This window comes from Pseudarthrobacter sp. C1 (genome assembly GCF_034720455.1).
Taxonomy (GTDB): Bacteria; Actinomycetota; Actinomycetes; order Actinomycetales; family Micrococcaceae; genus Arthrobacter.
Genome location: NZ_JAYESK010000003.1, coordinates 1 through 16,076, shown reverse-complemented (window position 1 = coordinate 16,076; position 16,076 = coordinate 1). Strand labels below are relative to the sequence as shown.

Below are 16,076 nucleotides of genomic sequence, written 5' to 3'. Positions count from 1 at the left end.
TGATGCCTGAGCGCATGGAGTACGCGGAAACGCGGACCACCGGCAGGTTGGAGTCGCTGTGAGTCCGAGGCCGGGAGGTGAAGCCGACAAGCTGGGCAACAAGTACGAGGCTGCATGGGCAATTCGGCATGCGCTCTACTGCATCGCCGATGACCGCCATTCACTGACTCTAGAAGACGTGGATATCGAAGTCGGCAAGGGTTCGGAGTTCACCTTTGAAAGCGGTACATCCAGCGAGGTTCATCAGCTCAAGCGCCAGAACGGAAGCAGTAATAGCTGGACTGTGAAGTCCCTTGCTGACCTCCACGTCTTCGAGGCGGCGGCCAATCATGTGGCGGCAGGTCGTGAGTTTCACTTCGTATCCCTGGTCCCTTACCGTCCACTACAGGAACTGACGGAGCGAGCCCGCAGGTCGTCTGACCTGACGTCATTCACCCAGTCCTGGCTGACAGAAAAGCTCCGCGATATCTTTGATCAGTTATCCGCCGCGAGCATTCTTGGCAGTCCACAAAGGACATGGGACACCTTGCGGGGCATGTGGTTCTCAGTGCAGGACGAACACGATATCGTCCGAATGAACGCGATGTTCGCCGGAAGTCACTTGGGTGGAGCTACGGGACATTTGATTGCGCTCGCGATCGGAGACATCCTTCTCGAAAACCTCGGCCGCCGTCTTTCCGGCACTGATCTTCGGGAGATGCTCGCCCGGCAAGGCATCCATCCCATTGAGGCTACCTCCCACCAGAGCGCACGCGAGCAGGTACATGCCCTCACCAACAGTTGGCGCGAGTCGGTCCGTCGCGAACTACTCCAGCCCACTATCACGCGTGCAGAGGCCGCTCAGCTAATAGACGTGCTTCGCGATTATCGGATGGGCTTTGTCACCGGTACGGCGGGTGGTGGCAAGAGTTCCGTTTTGGAGCAGTCTATCGCTTTACTTGAAGCGACAGGCGCAGAAGTACTCGCGATTCGGCTTGACCGCCTAGACTCGTTCGCGTCGACGACGGACTTAGGCCGACAAATTGGATTAGAAACCTCCCCGGCTGTTGCGTTAGCGAGGGCCGCCGAGAACCGGGACGCGACTCTTGTCATCGACCAGCTTGATGCGGTCAGCCTCGCTTCGGGACGAATGCCCGAGAGTTTTGATGTCATTGCAGACCTCATCAAAGAGGCATTGTCGGTGTCGAACGTCAACGTCATCCTCGCCTGCCGGGAGTTCGACATCGACAACGACTATCGGATCCGATCGTTAACTGACCGACCAGATACGGCGAAGGTGTCGGTTGGCCCTCTCTCTGATGAAGTAGTCAACACTGCCGTCACTGACATGGGTCTCGATCCCACACGCTTGACTGCTTCGCAGCGATTGATCCTTCGAACTCCAATGCACCTCGTTCTACTCAAAACTATCGCTGGGCAAGATGGAGCGTTTGCGTTTCAATCCAAGGGCTCGCTGTTTGAGGCTTACTGGGAACGTAAACGACAAACTTCTCGCGCAAGGCGAGCTGATGTGCGATTCAACGAGGTCCTAAGCCGGGTCGCGAACGCGGCGAGTGACCGCCAGACGCTTTCCGTTCCAGTCGAGATCCTTGATGACGGTGAACTGATCGAGGATGCGAACGTACTCGTTTCGGAGCACGTCCTGGCACGTGAAGGAGACCGAATCGCATTCTTCCACGAGACGTTCTTCGACTACGCGTTTGCTCGACAATGGGTGTCGCGATCAGAATCATTGGTCGACTTTCTGCTTCGGGACGAGCAAGAGCTGTTCCGCAGAGCTCAGGTTCGTCAGATCCTTCATCACCTATATGAACGCGAACCCGAACGTTTCCGAGTTGAAGCATCGGCCGTGTTGACGAGTGAACAGATACGCTTTCACATCAAGGCGACAGCGCTGGCAGTCCTTTCGAACCTGAGCGCTCCAACCAGCGAGGACGCCGAAGCGGTCTTCGAGATTGCCGCAACGGCGCCGCAGCTCGCGGTGCAACTTTGGTTGCACACACGCCGAGCTCCGTGGTTCAAAAGGTTTTACGAAGACCACACGATCGCCGCCTGGCTTGATAGCGGAAAGCCAGCTCTTCAGCAACGCGCAGTAAATCTGATGGCAAGCGCTATCAAGGAAGCACCGGGCGAAGTCGCTGAGCTTCTAGGTGCACGTCGAACTGCGCCAGAGTATCTCAATTGGCTGCGCTGGATCACCCGGTTCTCTGATGCCCACGAGAGTCGTGCGCTATTCGACCTAGTACTCGCGGCGGTCGTCGAAGGTGGCTTCGATGCCGCTGATCATGAGTTATGGCTATCGGTCCATGACCTCGCGAAGCACAAGCCACTTTGGGCGATTGAGTTGCTCCAAGCACGTGTTGTTAACCACGCAGAAGGTTTAATGCTTGAGAACAGCGGGAAGGTGGCTCTCCTCAATCTTCGCGAGTACGGCGCAGCAGAGCTGGTGCGTGAATCCGCCGCAGCCGAGCCTCTAGCTTTCGCCCAGGCGGTCGTACCGTATCTACTTAGGGTCATGGCCGCCACGGCCTATGAGCCGCGGCGCGGTGCCCCCATTCGTGACCGACACTTCTCCGCGCGGTTTGATGTCGACGATCCAAATGACAGAGAGCTTGACGATGCGCTCTTCACCGGCTCAATCCGTGCACTCGAAGCACTTGCTCGGACCCCACGTCCGGAAGTTCAAGCGCTACTTGAGGAACTTGCCTCCGATCCTCACGATGCGGCACAGTTCTTGCTCTACCGCGCGCTTACTGCCGGTGCCGCCAACTTCGCTGACTGGGCAGCGACCCTGATCTTTGAAGGCGGCGCTCGTCTTGATTGTGGGTACATGTCAGACTCGGACTGGGCCGCGCGTGAATTGGTCAAAGCCATTGCTCCGCACCTTAGCGATGAATTTCATCGGCAGCTTGAAGACCAGTTCCGCGACCTGCGTAATGAACACGAGAGTCGACTCAGCTCCGGACGGTGTGCGTTCACCTTCCTTTCGGCCCTTGAGGAGCGGCGACTAAGCCCAGCCGGTGTGCGTCGGCTGGGAGAGTATCGCCGAAGGTTCCAGGAAGACGAACCTTCAAAGCCACAGGGCATTATTAGCGGCACTATCGGGTCGCCAATCGGGTCAGAACCGGCCAGCAAGATGACCGATGAGCAGTGGCTCAAAGCCATAGTCAAGTACAAATCTGACGAAACGAATTGGGGTACCTTCACTGGTGGAGCCCGCGAATTGTCGCATGTTCTACGGCAGCAAACTGCTGCCAACCCAAACCGCTTCGCACGTCTGGCACTCAGGCTGACACCAGAACACAATGCAGCCTATGCCGATGGCATCCTCATGGGCTTCGCGGATGCCAACCACGCGGACGAGACGGCACCTCTGATCTATGACGCTGTTCGACACATCGCGTCCCTGGGGCATAATGACGTCGACCGTTGGCTTGGCAACGCGCTGCGACACTACTACCGGGACGTGCCGATTGATCTAGTCGAACTTCTCCGCGATCGCGCACTTCAGTCCTCAGACCCAGAAGACGACTCGCCAATTTTCACTCGCGAGGGAGACGACGGCAGAAGTGCTGCCGATATGCACAACAACGCCATCAACACGGCGAGAGGCAGTCTTGCCGAGACGCTTGGCAATCTGCTGGTCTATGACGCTGAGGGCGAGCGAACCGAGATCGTCCGACCGCATCTCGACACCCTCGCTAGCGACCCAGTGCTCTTCGTCCGCTCTTGTGTAGCACATACGGTGGCCGCATCACTTCGACACGCTCGTCCGGATGCCGTCGCGGCGTTCGAGAAGTTGATCGATGCCGACGATCGAATCTTGGCGGCAGTGATGGTGCAGCGATTAATGCTCTACATTGGCAATGTCGATCCAGAGATCATCGCCCCAGTCATTCAACGGATGCTCGAGTCTCGCGACGCAGAAGCGCGGGAGGCGGGTGGGGCCCTCGCCGCATTCGCTGCCCTTGAATGGAGCCGTCCGGACTTGATGAGGCAAGTGTTGGCGGGTGACGCCAAGACGCGCAAGGGGGCCGCGGAGATGTGCGCCAATCGAGTTGACCGCACATTGAACGCTGAGCTTGCAAGTTCTACTCTCATCGACCTAATGAATGACGACGATGAAGAAGTCCTAAGGGCGGCCGCGAATGTTGCTCCTCATCTACGCGACCGTCCACTACGCCCCTTCGCTGGCCTGCTGACCGCACTCATTGAATCGCCGGCCTACAACCATGCCACGCCGCAGCTACTGATCACACTGCAGCACGCGCCAGACAAGATTGATGAACTCGTTTTGAAAGCGTCGCAACAGTTCATTTCCGTCTTTGGCAGTGATGCCAAAGACATCAGGACCGGTGCCGCTGGCGACGCGCATTACATCAGCGAGCTTGTAGTCCGTGGCTTGGCCCAATCTCGTAGCAGAGGCCATCGCGCGGCACTGCTCGACGTGCTTGACACCCTCCTTGAGCTCGGCGTATACGGCGTAGATACCGCAATTGCCGAAGCTGAGCGGCTGTAGAAACCGTAGACAAACAAACCTGTGCTTGTATGCGCGTCACATAGGCTGCGCAGGATCTTTGACGACCGATCGGAGCACTAGTCCGCTCTACTGGCCAGGAGAAACAGTCGGGCAGCGTCATAGCTACAGCCAACGCGCTTAGCGATTTCGCGGATAACCATCCCCTTTACGGAGCCGGAGAATCTCTTTCTCTTTGGCCGGGGTCAGGCCGCGAGGTCTGGTGCCGACGCCATACTCGGCGAGCAGTCGGAGGAATGTCGATTTGGCGATACCTGCTCCCGAGCCAGCGTCGTGCTCATTTCACCGGCTTGGTAGCGAGCGACAAGCTGACGGAGTTCGTCAGGCGTGAAGCGATCCGTCAGGCGATATCGCTGAGTTAGCGGCAGGACGGTGGAGCTTCCCTGCATCGATCTGATCCTAGGCGTTGGTGAATGGCATCGAACCTGTCGACGGTCCATCTGGCCCGGTTCGAGTAACATCCTAGGACCTCGACCACAACTGAAGAGGGTCTCCTTACGGAGGCCCTCTTTTATGTTGCCTGGAATCCGGAGCATCGGTAACTTTTTGGTAAAGGAAAAGCCCCGGAGTGGATGCTCCGGGGCTTTCCTCGCCTCCTGTGTGAGGAAGCTTGTTTACACCGGGTCGGGCCAGTTGCCCGTGTAGGTGGTGTAGCTGGTTTCGGTGCTGTCGGCCTTCTTGCCCTTGGTCTCCTTGGAGACGGGATCCGGCCAGTTTCCGGTTCCGGCTACAGCCACTCGTTCCGTGTCGGCAATGGAACCTGCAGACAGGACAGCCGGAGCCGCCGCAGAAAACGCTAAGGCTCCAGCCAAGGCGGCTGCAGCTGCAATCTTCTTCAACATATAAGTTCCTCAATACGAGTCGGATTCGTTACAAAGCCAGCACTGTCCTTGTTGACATACATTGTAAAATGTTTTCCACAGCGGCTGTCAAGCGCCAATGGGAAACCTGTGGAGAAAGGAGGAGTCCTGTGGGCAACGGATTCGGGGAGAAGCTCCGGGCGGAGAGGCTCGATCGGGGGCTGACACAGGCGGAACTGGGCAAGGACCTGTATTCACCCAGCTACATTTCCCTACTCGAAACAGGCCGCAGGGAACCAACTGCGGAGGTCATTGAAGAACTGGCACGCAGGCTGGAGCTTGCACCGAAGGCCTTGGAGGCATGGAGCCAGCCCATCTCGGTCAGCGACGCCGAGTACGTACTTGCAGGGCTCTACGCCCGCCAGGCCTGGGACCTGAGGGACTATCCCCTCGCCGCCAGCCATGCGGCTTCAGCAGCGCAGATAGCCCTGGACGGACGAAACACCAGCGCCTGGTGGAACATGAGCTATATGCAGGCCGAGTGCCTGCTGAAGCACGGCGACCTGCTGGAGTGCAGGGAGCTTGTGGAAAGGCTGCTCGAGCACCCGATGGCCAGGGAATCCGTGGGGCTGGGCGCGCGTGCCCGGCAGATGCTCGCGGTTGTGTGCCAGCGCCAGGGCCAGCTGACGGCTGCCGTGGAGCATGCAACGGAGGCAGTGGCCTTCGCGGAGCAGTTGCCCAGGGGCTCAGTGATCACCATCGGCGCGCTCCGGGCCCTGATCGGTGCATTGGCCGAAAGCGGCCGCCTCAATGAGGCGTGGAAGTACTGCCAGGAATTGCTCGCCCAGGTGGATGAGCACGCGATGTCCCAGCTGGCCGGCGAGGTGGCCTGGGTCATCGGCAATGTGGCGTTTATGCGCCACGACTATGTGGAGGGCGTCAAACACCACGAACGGGCAGCGAAACTGCTGTCACCGGCAAATGACATCGAGCTGTGGGCCCGTTTCAATAAAGCGTCCGCCGCGGTACGGCTGTCCTCCGGAATTGTGGAGCCTGAAACGCTGTCATCCATTGAGCGGGCCGAGCTTGCTTTTTCAATCGTCAGCGGCACCAAGAGTGATGAGCTGGAAGTTGCCTTCATCCGCGCCCGGTGGCTGTACCTGACCGGGGACATCGTTGCCGCCGTCGAGAAGCTCCGGGAAATCCATGCCGAGCGGGACAACCTTGCGAAGCACACCGCCGGGGAAGTGTCTTTGCTGCTGGGGAAGTCCCTTAAGGCCGCGGGCGAGGCAGAAGAAGCCCTGGTGCACCTCGAAGAAGCGCAGAAAGCCTTCAGCGCCGCGGGAGCCGCTGACCGCGTCCAGCAGGCAATGGACGCGGTCCTGGAAATAAAGCTGGCCCAGCGGCGCGCCGCGGCCGCTGCGAAGGCAAGCTAGCCGGCACGCCGTTCGCCGGGAGCCGCTGGGGCTCCGTCAGGCGAAGGTTTTCCCCGTGAGTTTCTCGTACGCCTCAACGTAGCGGCTGCGGGTGCGCTCGATGACCTCGGCCGGCAGGGCCGGCGGAGGGGTGTCCGAGGACCTGTCCCAGCCCGATTCGTCCGATGTGAGCCAATCCCGGACGTACTGCTTGTCAAAGGAAGGCTGCGCACTGCCCGGCTGGTATGTTGCGGCGTCCCAGAACCGTGAGGAATCCGGTGTCAGGACCTCGTCGCCAAGCGTGATCGACCCCGAAACGGCGTCGTAGCCGAATTCCACTTTGGTGTCTGCCAGGATGATGCCACGCTCCCGGGCGATCTTTTCGGCAGTGGAGTAGATCTTCAAGGTGAGCTCGCTCAGTCGTCCAGCGATGTCGTCGCCCACCATGGCCACCACGGCGTCGTAGGTGATGTTCTCGTCGTGCTTCCCCACCTCCGCCTTGGCCGAGGGTGTGAAGATGGCGTGGTCCAGGCGCGAACCGTCCACCAGTCCCTCCGGCAGCGGAATGCTGCACACGGTCCCCGAAGCTTTGTATTCCTCCAGGCCGGAGCCGGTGAGGTAGCCGCGGGCGATGCATTCCACCGGAAACATGTCCAGCTTCTTGCAGATCATGGCCCGGCCCTCCACCGCGGCGGGGACGCCGTCCTCCACGGTGGATCCCAGTACGTGGTGTTCCACGTCCAGCTGGTCAAACCACCACAGGCTCAACTGGGTGAGGATGCGCCCCTTGTCCGGAATCCCGCTGGACAGGACATGGTCAAACGCGCTGATCCGGTCGCTGGCCACCACCAGCACACAGTCCTGGCCGACGCGCTGCAGGATGGACTCGTCCGCCGGCTCGTACAGGTCCCTGACTTTCCCCGAGTAGACATGGGTCCATCCGGGCAGTTCGGGGGCCGTGGTGCTGAAACCGCGGGATGCTGGAACGTTGCTCATGCTAGGCCTTCGTCTCGGTCCTGTGGAGGGATGCACTGGCATTAAAGGGGACCTTCACTTCCCCGCGGGCGGCCTTGCCGCCGATGTCCGTACGGAACTGCGCGCCATCGAGCTGGATCAGTTCCACGCCGTCGTACGCCCTTTCACGCGCCTCCACCAGGTCGCTGCCCAGCGCGACGACGGCGAGCACGCGTCCGCCGGCGGACACCACTTTACCGTCCTCGTCGAAGGAGGTGCCGGCGTGGATGATGTGTACGCCTTCCAGTTCCTCCGCCTTCTTGAGCCCGCGGATTCGGTCCCCGGTGCGCGGAGTGTCCGGGTAGTTTTCGGACGCAATGACGACGGCGACGGCAGTTTCCTTCGCCCACCGCAGCTCTTCTGCCTTGTCGAGTTCGCCCCTGGCGGCCGCCAGCAGCAGGGCACCAAGGGGCGTCTTGAGCCGGGCCAGGACGGCCTGGGTCTCCGGGTCGCCGAAACGGACGTTGAATTCGATGACGCGGGTGCCGCGCGAGGTGAGGGCCAGCCCCACGAACAGTACGCCGACAAACGGGGTGCCGCGGCTGGCCATTTCGTTGACGGTGGGCTGGGCAACGCGGTCGAGAACCTCCTGGACCAGGCCCTCGGGCGCCCATTCCAGCGGAGTGTACGCGCCCATGCCCCCGGTGTTGGGGCCTTCGTCGTTGTCGAAGATCCGCTTGAAGTCCTGTGCCGGGGAAAGTGCCACGGTGTTGTGTCCGTCGCAAAGAACGAACAGGGACACCTCGGGCCCGTCCAGGAACTCCTCGATGACAACCGAGCCGCCGGCTTCGAAGCAGGACTGCGCGTGGGCCAGGGCTTCCTCGCGGTTCGTGGTGACAACCACGCCCTTGCCCGCGGCCAGGCCGTCATCCTTCACCACGTAGGGGGCGCCGAAGGTGTCCAGGGCCGAGGCGGCTTCCTCCGCGTTGGTGGCCACCATGGCCATGGCCGTGGGCACTCCGGCTTCCGCCATGATTTCCTTGGCGAAAGCCTTGGAGGCCTCAAGCTGTGCGGCCGCCTTGCTGGGGCCGAACACGGGGATCCCGGCCTCGCGGACAGCGTCGGACACACCTGCTGCGAGCGGCGCCTCGGGACCCACCACCACCAGGTCCACGGCGAGCTTGGTGGCCAGGGCGGCGACGGCGTCGGGATCGTTGGCGTTGATGCTGTGGGTCGGGACCAGCTTGCTGATGCCGGCGTTGCCGGGAGCTGAGTGGACCTCGGACACGTTGGGATCGGCGAGCAGGGAGCGGACAATGGCGTGTTCGCGGCCTCCGGGGCCGATGACGAGTACCTTCACAGTCTCCAAGGGTACTTCGTGCACCCTGCCCGTTCCTAAGCTGTGTCGGCGGATCAATTCGGCGGTTCTTTCCGGTAGAGGGCCGCCGCGACAATCCGCGGCCCGCGCCGCTCCGAATCCTCATCATGAAGAAGCTGAGGAACTCGCCCAAAGGACCCACTGCCATGGCCGCGCTGGCAGGCGCGGTGGCAGCCGCCGTCGTCCTCGCCGTGGCCGAACTGCTCGGCGCGTTCTTCACCGCCCGCGCCACACCGCTGATCGCCCTGGGATCGACCTTCATCGACTTCACGCCGCCCTGGCTGAAGGACTTCGCCATCGCTACTTTCGGCACCAATGACAAAGCTGCACTGTTCGCGGGCATGGGCCTGACCATTGCCGTGCTGGCATGCGTCCTGGGCGTGGTGGCCTACCGGCGCTGGGCATTGGGCGTGCTGGGGGTCCTGGCCATGGGAGCGGTCATCGTCGCCAGCGTGGTGACCCGGGCAGGCGTCGCGCCGGCTGATGCCCTTCCCTCGGTAGCGGGCACCTTTGCCGGCCTGGCCGCCCTGCGGCTGCTGATGAATCGCATGCCGCGGCAGGCGGCGTGGCCCGAAGCCCCCGCGAAGGCCGCTGAGCCTGACGGACACCCGGGGACCAGCCGTCGGCGGTTCTTCGCGGCAGCGGGGATCACCGCGGCTGCTGCCGGTTTGGCCGCCACCGGAGGCCGGCTGCTGGGCGCGGCCCGCAGCAACATCCTCCAGGCACGGGACGCCCTGAAGCTGCCCGCCCCGGCCAAGGCGGCGCCGGCCGTTCCCGCCGGCGTCCAGTCACCGGTAGCCGGAGTTGCGCCGTGGCTGACGCCCAACGGGGAGTTTTACCGCATTGATACAGCGCTGAGCATCCCCGAAATCGACGTGGACAGCTGGGAGCTCCGGGTCCACGGCCTGGTGGAGGAGGAGGTCCGCCTCACCTTCCAGGACCTGCTCGACGCCGACCTGATCGAGTCCCACGTCACCCTCACCTGCGTGTCCAATCCCGTGGGCGGAAACCTGGCCGGCAACGCGAAATGGCTGGGCCTGCCGCTGCGGGAGGTCCTGAAGCGGGCAAGGCCCAAGGACGGCGCAGACATGGTGCTGTCCACGTCCGTTGACGGCTTCAGCGCCTCCACGCCGCTGGAGGTGCTGCAGGACGACCGGGACGCGATGCTGGCCATCGGCATGAATGGCGAGCCCCTGCCGCTGGAGCACGGCTATCCCGTGCGGATGGTGGTTCCGGGCCTGTACGGCTTTGTCTCCGCCACCAAGTGGGTGGTGGACCTCGAAGTGACCCGGTTCGCCGACAGCAAGGCCTACTGGACCGAGCGAGGCTGGTCCGAACGCGGCCCCATCAAGACCATGGCCCGCGTGGACGTCCCCAAGTCCTTCGCCAAGGTCCCCGCAGGAAGAGTGGCCGTGGGCGGCACCGCCTGGGCCCAGACGCGCGGCATCACCAAAGTGGAAATCCAGGTGGACGACGGCGATTGGGCGGCCGCGGATCTTTCCGCAGAGGCTTCCCTGGTTACCTGGCGCCAGTGGTCCTACCAGTGGGACGCGACCCCCGGCCCGCACTACATCAAAGTCCGTGCCACCGACGGGTCCGGCGAAGTGCAGACGGACCGGCGCGCGGACCCCGTTCCCGACGGCGCGTCCGGCTGGCAGTCCGTGATGGTCACGGTCGAGTAGGGCGGCCTTCCGCCGCATTCCATCAGGCGGCCCCTAGACTGGCACCATGCCGCACAACCCGCATGCCACCTTTACCGTGGACTCCGCAGTGGAACTGGCCGTGATCGAACGGAGCGGTTTTGTGGAGTCGCGGCACATCGGTTCTGCCGTGCTCCTGGCTGCGGACGGGTCCGTGGTTACTGAGCTGGGCGACATCAACACCCCGATTTTCGCCAGGTCCACGCTGAAGCCGTTCCAGGCCCTGGCATCCATGCAGTCCGGCGTCCCGCTGCGGGGCGCGCAGGTGGCGGTGGCCTGTGGCAGCCATACCGGTTCCCTGGACCACATGGATGTCGTGGAAGGAATGCTCAAGGCAGCCGGGGTCCGCGAGGACCAGCTCCAATGCCCGGAGGCCTGGCCCCAGGACGAGACGGCCCGCAACTGGCTGGTGCGGTCAGAGCGGGGAAAATCCAGGCTTGCCTGCAACTGTTCCGGCAAGCACGCGGCCTTCCTCTGGGCATGCACCGAAAACGGCTGGGATACCCACAGCTACCTTGAGCCCAACCACCCGCTGCAGCAGCGGGTGCGCACCGTCATCGAGGAATACACGGGCGAGAAGATCGCCCACCTGGGCATCGATGGCTGCGGCGCTCCGGTGGCGGCAGTTTCCCTCAAGGGACTGGCCAGGGGGTACTCGCTGCTGGCGAAAGCCCCGGGCGACCAGAGCTTCAGCGCCCGGGCTGCCACCATTGCAACGTCCATGCTGGACTACCCCTGGGCGGTCCAGGGACGGGGCGAGGCCAACACACTGGTCATGGACGAGCTGGAGATCATCGCGAAGATCGGTGCGGAAGGCGTCCTGGCCATGGCCACCCCACAGGGTGTTTCCGTAGCCGTGAAGATCCTGGACGGGAACGTCCGTGCCACCTCGCTGGTGGCCTTGACCCTCCTGGCCGCGGCCGGTGCAGTGGAGATTCCCGGGGTTGCCAGCGTGTTGGAAAAAGTGGTTGACCCTGTGCTGGGCGGCGGAAAACCTGTTGGCAAAATTCGGCTGGGTCCCGCAGTGTCGGCGCTGCTGGACTAGGCTCCTGCCGCTCGAAGTTCTCCTTATCGCCAACCCCAACGTGAAGGAAGCCGGATCCATGGCTGTTGCCCGCCGTCGTATCGACCCGGAGGAAGGCGCCGCCGCCCTCGCCGCCTGGCAGGAAGCCGCCGGCCCGTCGTCGGACGTTCCTGTCCCGCGAAGCATCCTGGCCACTGCGGTGCGCTACACGCTTGAGGAGGTCACAGCGCGGGCACCGGGCAATTCCGTGGAGGTGCGGGTGCCGCCGTTCGGCGTCACCCAGTGCGTGGAAGGTCCGCGGCATACGCGCGGCACCCCGCCCAACGTCATAGAGTGCGACGCCGCCACCTGGCTTGCGATGGTTACAGGCCGGTTGGGCTGGGCGGATGCGGTGGCCGCGCACAAGGTTGCTGCCTCCGGACTCCGGGCCGACCTCTCGGCACTGCTCCCGCTGTAGCCGGGCTCAGCCGCGGCCGATGAACGGCATGCCGGCAGCGGTGACCACCACGGACCCCACATTGGCTGTGGGCGGCATGTTGGCCATCATCAGGACGGCACGGGCGGCGTCCTCCACGGGGAAGGTGGGTTCAACCCGCCGGCTGCCGTCAGCCTGGAGCGCCCCGGCACCCACGCCGATGGTGTCCATGATCTCCGTGGCCGTGTTGCCGATGTCGATCTGCCCGCACGTGATCCCGAAGCCCCGCCCGTCCAGCTCGATGCTCTTGGTCAACCCTGTCATGGCATGCTTGGTGACGGCGTAGGCTACCGTTTTGGGCCGTGGCGAGTGCGCGGAGATGGAGCCGTTGTTGATGATCCGCCCGCCCTGCGGATCCTGCGCCTTCATGGCCCTCACAGCGGCTGCGGCGCACAGCATGGAGCCTGTGAGGTTCACTGCCAGGGTGGCGTTCCAGTCCTCCAGCGAGATTTCGTCCACGCTGGCCGCCGGGCCGAACACCCCGGCATTGTTGAACAGAACGTCCACCCGGCCCCACTTTTGGCGGGTGGCCTCGAAAAGATTCTCGACGTCGTGGGGCCGGGTGACGTCACAGGTGACCGGCAGGGCGTTCGGATGGCCGTCCGCCGTCTCGGCAAGCTGTTGTTCCCGCCGCCCGGCGAGGGCGACGGCGTAGCCGTCGGCCAGGAGAAGGCGCGCCACTGCACGGCCAATTCCGGAACCCGCTCCGGTGACGACTGCTACGCGCCCCGGTTGCTGGAACTGGTTCAAAGTCTTCTCCTGTACTGCCGGTCGCTACGCGTCGGTGGACGCTGCAGCCTCGAGAGGTGCCGCGACTCCCGCGCTGTTCAGCGGCCAGCCTATGACGGTCTTGGGCCGGGGCGCAGCGTAGGTCCGCACCTTGGAAGTGGACAGCCGCATGCGGACCAGCGATTCAGCGATGGCCACGGCCGACGCGACACCGTCCACCACGGGCACGCCCGCCCGCTGCCGGATCTGCTCGTCCAGGCCGGCCATGCCGCCGCAGCCGAGGACAATCACTTCGGCCTTGTCCTGCGTGACGGCCTGCATGGCCTGGCTGATGATGGCTTCCACGGCCCGTTCCGGTTCCTCCTCAAGTTCCAGGACCGCCATGCCGCTGGCCCGCACCGAGGCGCACCTGGCATCCAGCCCCGCCAGCTTGAGCCGGTCTTCAATCAGCGGAACGGTACGGTCCAGGGTGGTGACCACGGAGTACTTGTGGCCCAGGAACATCGCCGTGCTGGCTGCGGCTTCGGTGATGTCCACCACCGGGACGTCCAGCAGCTCCTGCAGCCCCTCCCGTCCGTGCTCGCCGTAGCCTGCCTGGACGACGGCGTCGAACGGTTCCGGGTAGGAAGTCACGGCGTCCATCACAGCGATGGCTGCCAGGTAGCTCTCGAAGTTGCCTTCGCAGGAGTCCGCCCCGAACCGCGGCGTGATGCCAACGATCTCCGTGCCCGGTGCCGCGATGCTGCGGGCCTGGGCCGCAATGGAATCCGTCATGGACTGGGTGGTGTTGACGTTCGCAACGAGTATGCGCATCAGGGGATCCTTAGTGTTTGCTGGCGACGGCGATGGCCTCGCCGTCGCGGTCTTCGAGCCGCTGCGAGCGGTCCGCGATGAAGAAGTACACAACGGCTGCGATGCCGGCGGCGAAGAACCAGGCGAACGGTGCTGCCGCCGCCAGCGCCGGGATGAAGGCGATGAGGAGCGCCAGGACGGCGGCCGGCACCATGGCGATGATGGCCCTGGGGTTGACGCCGTTCTTGTAGTAGTAGGCGCCGGCAGCAGATGCGGTGTACAGCTCGGGAACGTTGACCTTGCCGCGGCGGATCAGCCAGTAGTCAGCCATCACGACGCCGAACAGCGGGCCAAGCAGGGCGCCGAGGCCCCCGAGGAAGTACACGATCACCAGCGGGTTGTTGTAGAGGTTCCAGGGCAGGATGACCAGGCCGATGACGGCGCTGACGATGGCAGCCTTGCGGAAGTCCAGGTGTTTGGGGAACAGGTTGGTGAGGGCATAGACCGGAGCCACGAAGTTGGCCATGAGGTTCACCGCGATGGTCAGGATCAGCAGGGCCAGGCATGCCAGGACCAGGAAGAGCGTGTTGGGGATGGTCTGGACGATGTCCGAGGGGCTCTCGATGATGGTGCCGTTGATTTTGAACTGCCCTCCCGCCATCACGACGACGATGGCGCCGAAGACGAGCATGTTGATGGGAATGCCCCAGAAGTTTCCGCTGACCACGGCCTTCTTGGAGACGGCGGACCGGGTGAAGTCGCAGAAGTTCAGGACGAATGTGCCGTAGATGGAGACCCAGAGGGCGCCGCCGGCGAAGATTGTCAGCCACATTTGCGGCCCTTCGAGGGCGTTGTCCGAGGACCAGGCAATGGCGCCGCCCGCTTCCATGAAGATCCAGACGGCGATGGCGGCCATGGTGACCAGGATGATCGGGCCTGCGAAGGCCTCATACTTACGGATCATTTCCATGCCGAAGCTCACGATGACCAGCTGGACAACCCAAAGGATGATGAACGCGATCCATCCCAGGGTGGACAGCCCCAGGATGGAGTCCTTGTCCAGCTCACCGAGGGGCGGGAACACGGCCACGAGCATCACCCGGAAGACCACCGAGGCCAGGTAGGGCTGGATGCCGAACCAGGCCACGGCGACGGCGCCGCGGAGCAGGCTGGCGATTTGGGCGCCGCGGATGCCGAAGCTGATCCTGCTCATCACCGGGAATGGGACGCCGGTTTTGACGCCCATGAATCCGGAGAGGTTCAGGAGGCCGAAGAGCAGGGCGGCTCCGATGCCGAGTGCCAGCAGTATCTGCCAGCCGCCAAGGCCCAGGGCGAAGAGTCCGATGGCAAAGGCGTAGTTTCCGAGGCTGTGGACATCATTGGCCCACAGGGTGAAGATGCTGTAGCCGGACCAGCTGCGGCCGGCACGCTTGGTGGGGGCAAGGTCCGCGTTGTAAAGGGTGGGGCTGATGGCCTGCCCTGATGCTGCGCTGGCTGATTCGCACAGGGCTTCGACACGTTCGGCGGAGTGGGCTGAGGAATCTGACGGCGTTGTCAGGTCAGGAGCCATATCAACGCCCGTCGGGGGAGGGGCCTGCATGGGGAACTCCAGTTCTGGAAAGGTTTCGCTGCGGTGAGCCCTGGCTGGACAGGCCGGTTCTGTTATTCCGTATTGCGAAATCTTGATATTGAATGGTGAAAAAAGGTTATGACGTGGATCACCCGCCGTCAAGGTGCCCAGCGAACGGCGCCAGTCACAAATGCGATCTTCCCGCCGGGCGGCCTTCTTCCCGGAGTGAAGGGGCGGGAGCGTTTGACCGGCCGTGACCGGCTCACTAATCTCGTATAGCAATAATGTTTTCCCACATTATGAAAACAAGTGCCCAGCATTCAAAGATGAAAGAGGCTGCCGTGGCTGCAGGAGAAGATACCTCCCATATCCTCAGCGGGTTGACTAACCAGCTGCCTGATCGTGATCCCGAAGAGACCGCCGAGTGGGTTGAGTCCCTGGATGCATTGATCAGGGAACAGGGCACCGAGCGTGCCCAATTCATCATGCGGAGCCTGCTGCAGCGTGCCGGCGCGCAGAGCGTCGGGGTGCCGATGGTGACCACCACCGATTACGTGAACACCATCCCGATGGACCAGGAAGCGGAATTCCCGGGCAACGAGGAATTCGAGCGCCGTTACCGGGCCTACATGCGCTGGAACGCTGCGGTGATGGTCCACCGGGCCCAGCGGGCGAACATCGGCGTGGGCGGACACATCTCCA

11 protein-coding genes and 1 pseudogene are annotated in these 16,076 nt (G+C 63.1%); 6 read left to right on the top strand and 6 right to left on the bottom strand.

All coding sequences use genetic code 11. From position 1 onward, the window contains the following. Positions 1-58: 58 nt before the first annotated feature. A complete protein-coding gene (locus U7114_RS05250; RefSeq protein ID WP_323056700.1) occupies positions 59-4,519 on the top strand; it encodes a hypothetical protein in 4,461 nt (1,486 codons plus the stop codon). Between the two features lie 632 nt (positions 4,520-5,151). On the opposite strand, the gene U7114_RS05245 is transcribed toward U7114_RS05250, so the two are convergent. Next, positions 5,152-5,379: a hypothetical protein gene (locus tag U7114_RS05245; RefSeq protein WP_323056699.1), complete on the bottom strand. Its 228-nt coding sequence runs from the start codon at positions 5,377-5,379 to the stop codon at positions 5,152-5,154. Positions 5,380-5,507: 128 nt separating this feature from the next. On the opposite strand from U7114_RS05245, the gene U7114_RS05240 reads away from it, so the two are divergent. Next, positions 5,508-6,773 carry a helix-turn-helix transcriptional regulator gene (locus U7114_RS05240; protein ID WP_321214406.1) on the top strand — a complete coding sequence of 422 codons (1,266 nt, stop codon included), beginning with the start codon at positions 5,508-5,510 and terminating at the stop codon, positions 6,771-6,773. 36 nt (positions 6,774-6,809) lie between these two features. On the opposite strand, the gene U7114_RS05235 is transcribed toward U7114_RS05240, so the two are convergent. Beyond that, positions 6,810-7,748 (bottom strand): phosphoribosylaminoimidazolesuccinocarboxamide synthase, encoded by a 939-nt coding sequence (locus U7114_RS05235; RefSeq protein ID WP_157241089.1) that lies wholly within the window; start codon positions 7,746-7,748, stop codon positions 6,810-6,812. 1 nt (position 7,749) lies between these two features. Beyond that, on the bottom strand, positions 7,750-9,066 hold the full coding sequence (gene purD, locus U7114_RS05230) for a phosphoribosylamine--glycine ligase (protein ID WP_323056995.1): 1,317 nt from the start codon (positions 9,064-9,066) through the stop codon (positions 7,750-7,752). A gap of 125 nt (positions 9,067-9,191) precedes the next feature. Between purD and U7114_RS05225 the strand changes: the two genes are divergently transcribed. Genes U7114_RS05225 through U7114_RS05215 form a run of 3 tightly spaced genes read left to right on the top strand, consistent with a single transcriptional unit; the run spans position 9,192 to position 12,265 of the window. Then, positions 9,192-10,766: a molybdopterin-dependent oxidoreductase gene (locus tag U7114_RS05225; protein ID WP_157241087.1), complete on the top strand. Its 1,575-nt coding sequence runs from the start codon at positions 9,192-9,194 to the stop codon at positions 10,764-10,766. A gap of 46 nt (positions 10,767-10,812) precedes the next feature. Further along, the gene (locus tag U7114_RS05220) at positions 10,813-11,829 is read left to right on the top strand and encodes an asparaginase (RefSeq protein ID WP_157241085.1); all 1,017 of its coding nucleotides are present in this window, start codon (positions 10,813-10,815) and stop codon (positions 11,827-11,829) included. 58 nt (positions 11,830-11,887) lie between these two features. After that, positions 11,888-12,265 (top strand): sterol carrier family protein, encoded by a 378-nt coding sequence (locus tag U7114_RS05215; protein ID WP_157241084.1) that lies wholly within the window; start codon positions 11,888-11,890, stop codon positions 12,263-12,265. 6 nt (positions 12,266-12,271) lie between these two features. Here the strand turns inward: U7114_RS05215 and U7114_RS05210 are convergent, their stop codons facing one another. From U7114_RS05210 to U7114_RS05200, 3 genes are read right to left on the bottom strand one after another with little or no spacing between them, the layout of a single operon-like run. Then, on the bottom strand, positions 12,272-13,033 hold the full coding sequence (locus U7114_RS05210; protein ID WP_157241082.1) for an SDR family oxidoreductase: 762 nt from the start codon (positions 13,031-13,033) through the stop codon (positions 12,272-12,274). A gap of 24 nt (positions 13,034-13,057) precedes the next feature. Beyond that, positions 13,058-13,825, bottom strand: coding sequence for an aspartate/glutamate racemase family protein (locus tag U7114_RS05205; RefSeq protein ID WP_157241080.1), 768 nt, complete (start codon positions 13,823-13,825; stop codon positions 13,058-13,060). Positions 13,826-13,835: 10 nt separating this feature from the next. After that, on the bottom strand, positions 13,836-15,404 hold the full coding sequence (locus U7114_RS05200; protein ID WP_323056698.1) for an NCS1 family nucleobase:cation symporter-1: 1,569 nt from the start codon (positions 15,402-15,404) through the stop codon (positions 13,836-13,838). A gap of 296 nt (positions 15,405-15,700) precedes the next feature. Here U7114_RS05200 and U7114_RS05195 point away from each other — a divergent pair. Next, positions 15,701-16,076, top strand: a pseudogene (locus U7114_RS05195) (pyruvate dehydrogenase (acetyl-transferring), homodimeric type); the annotation flags it as partial.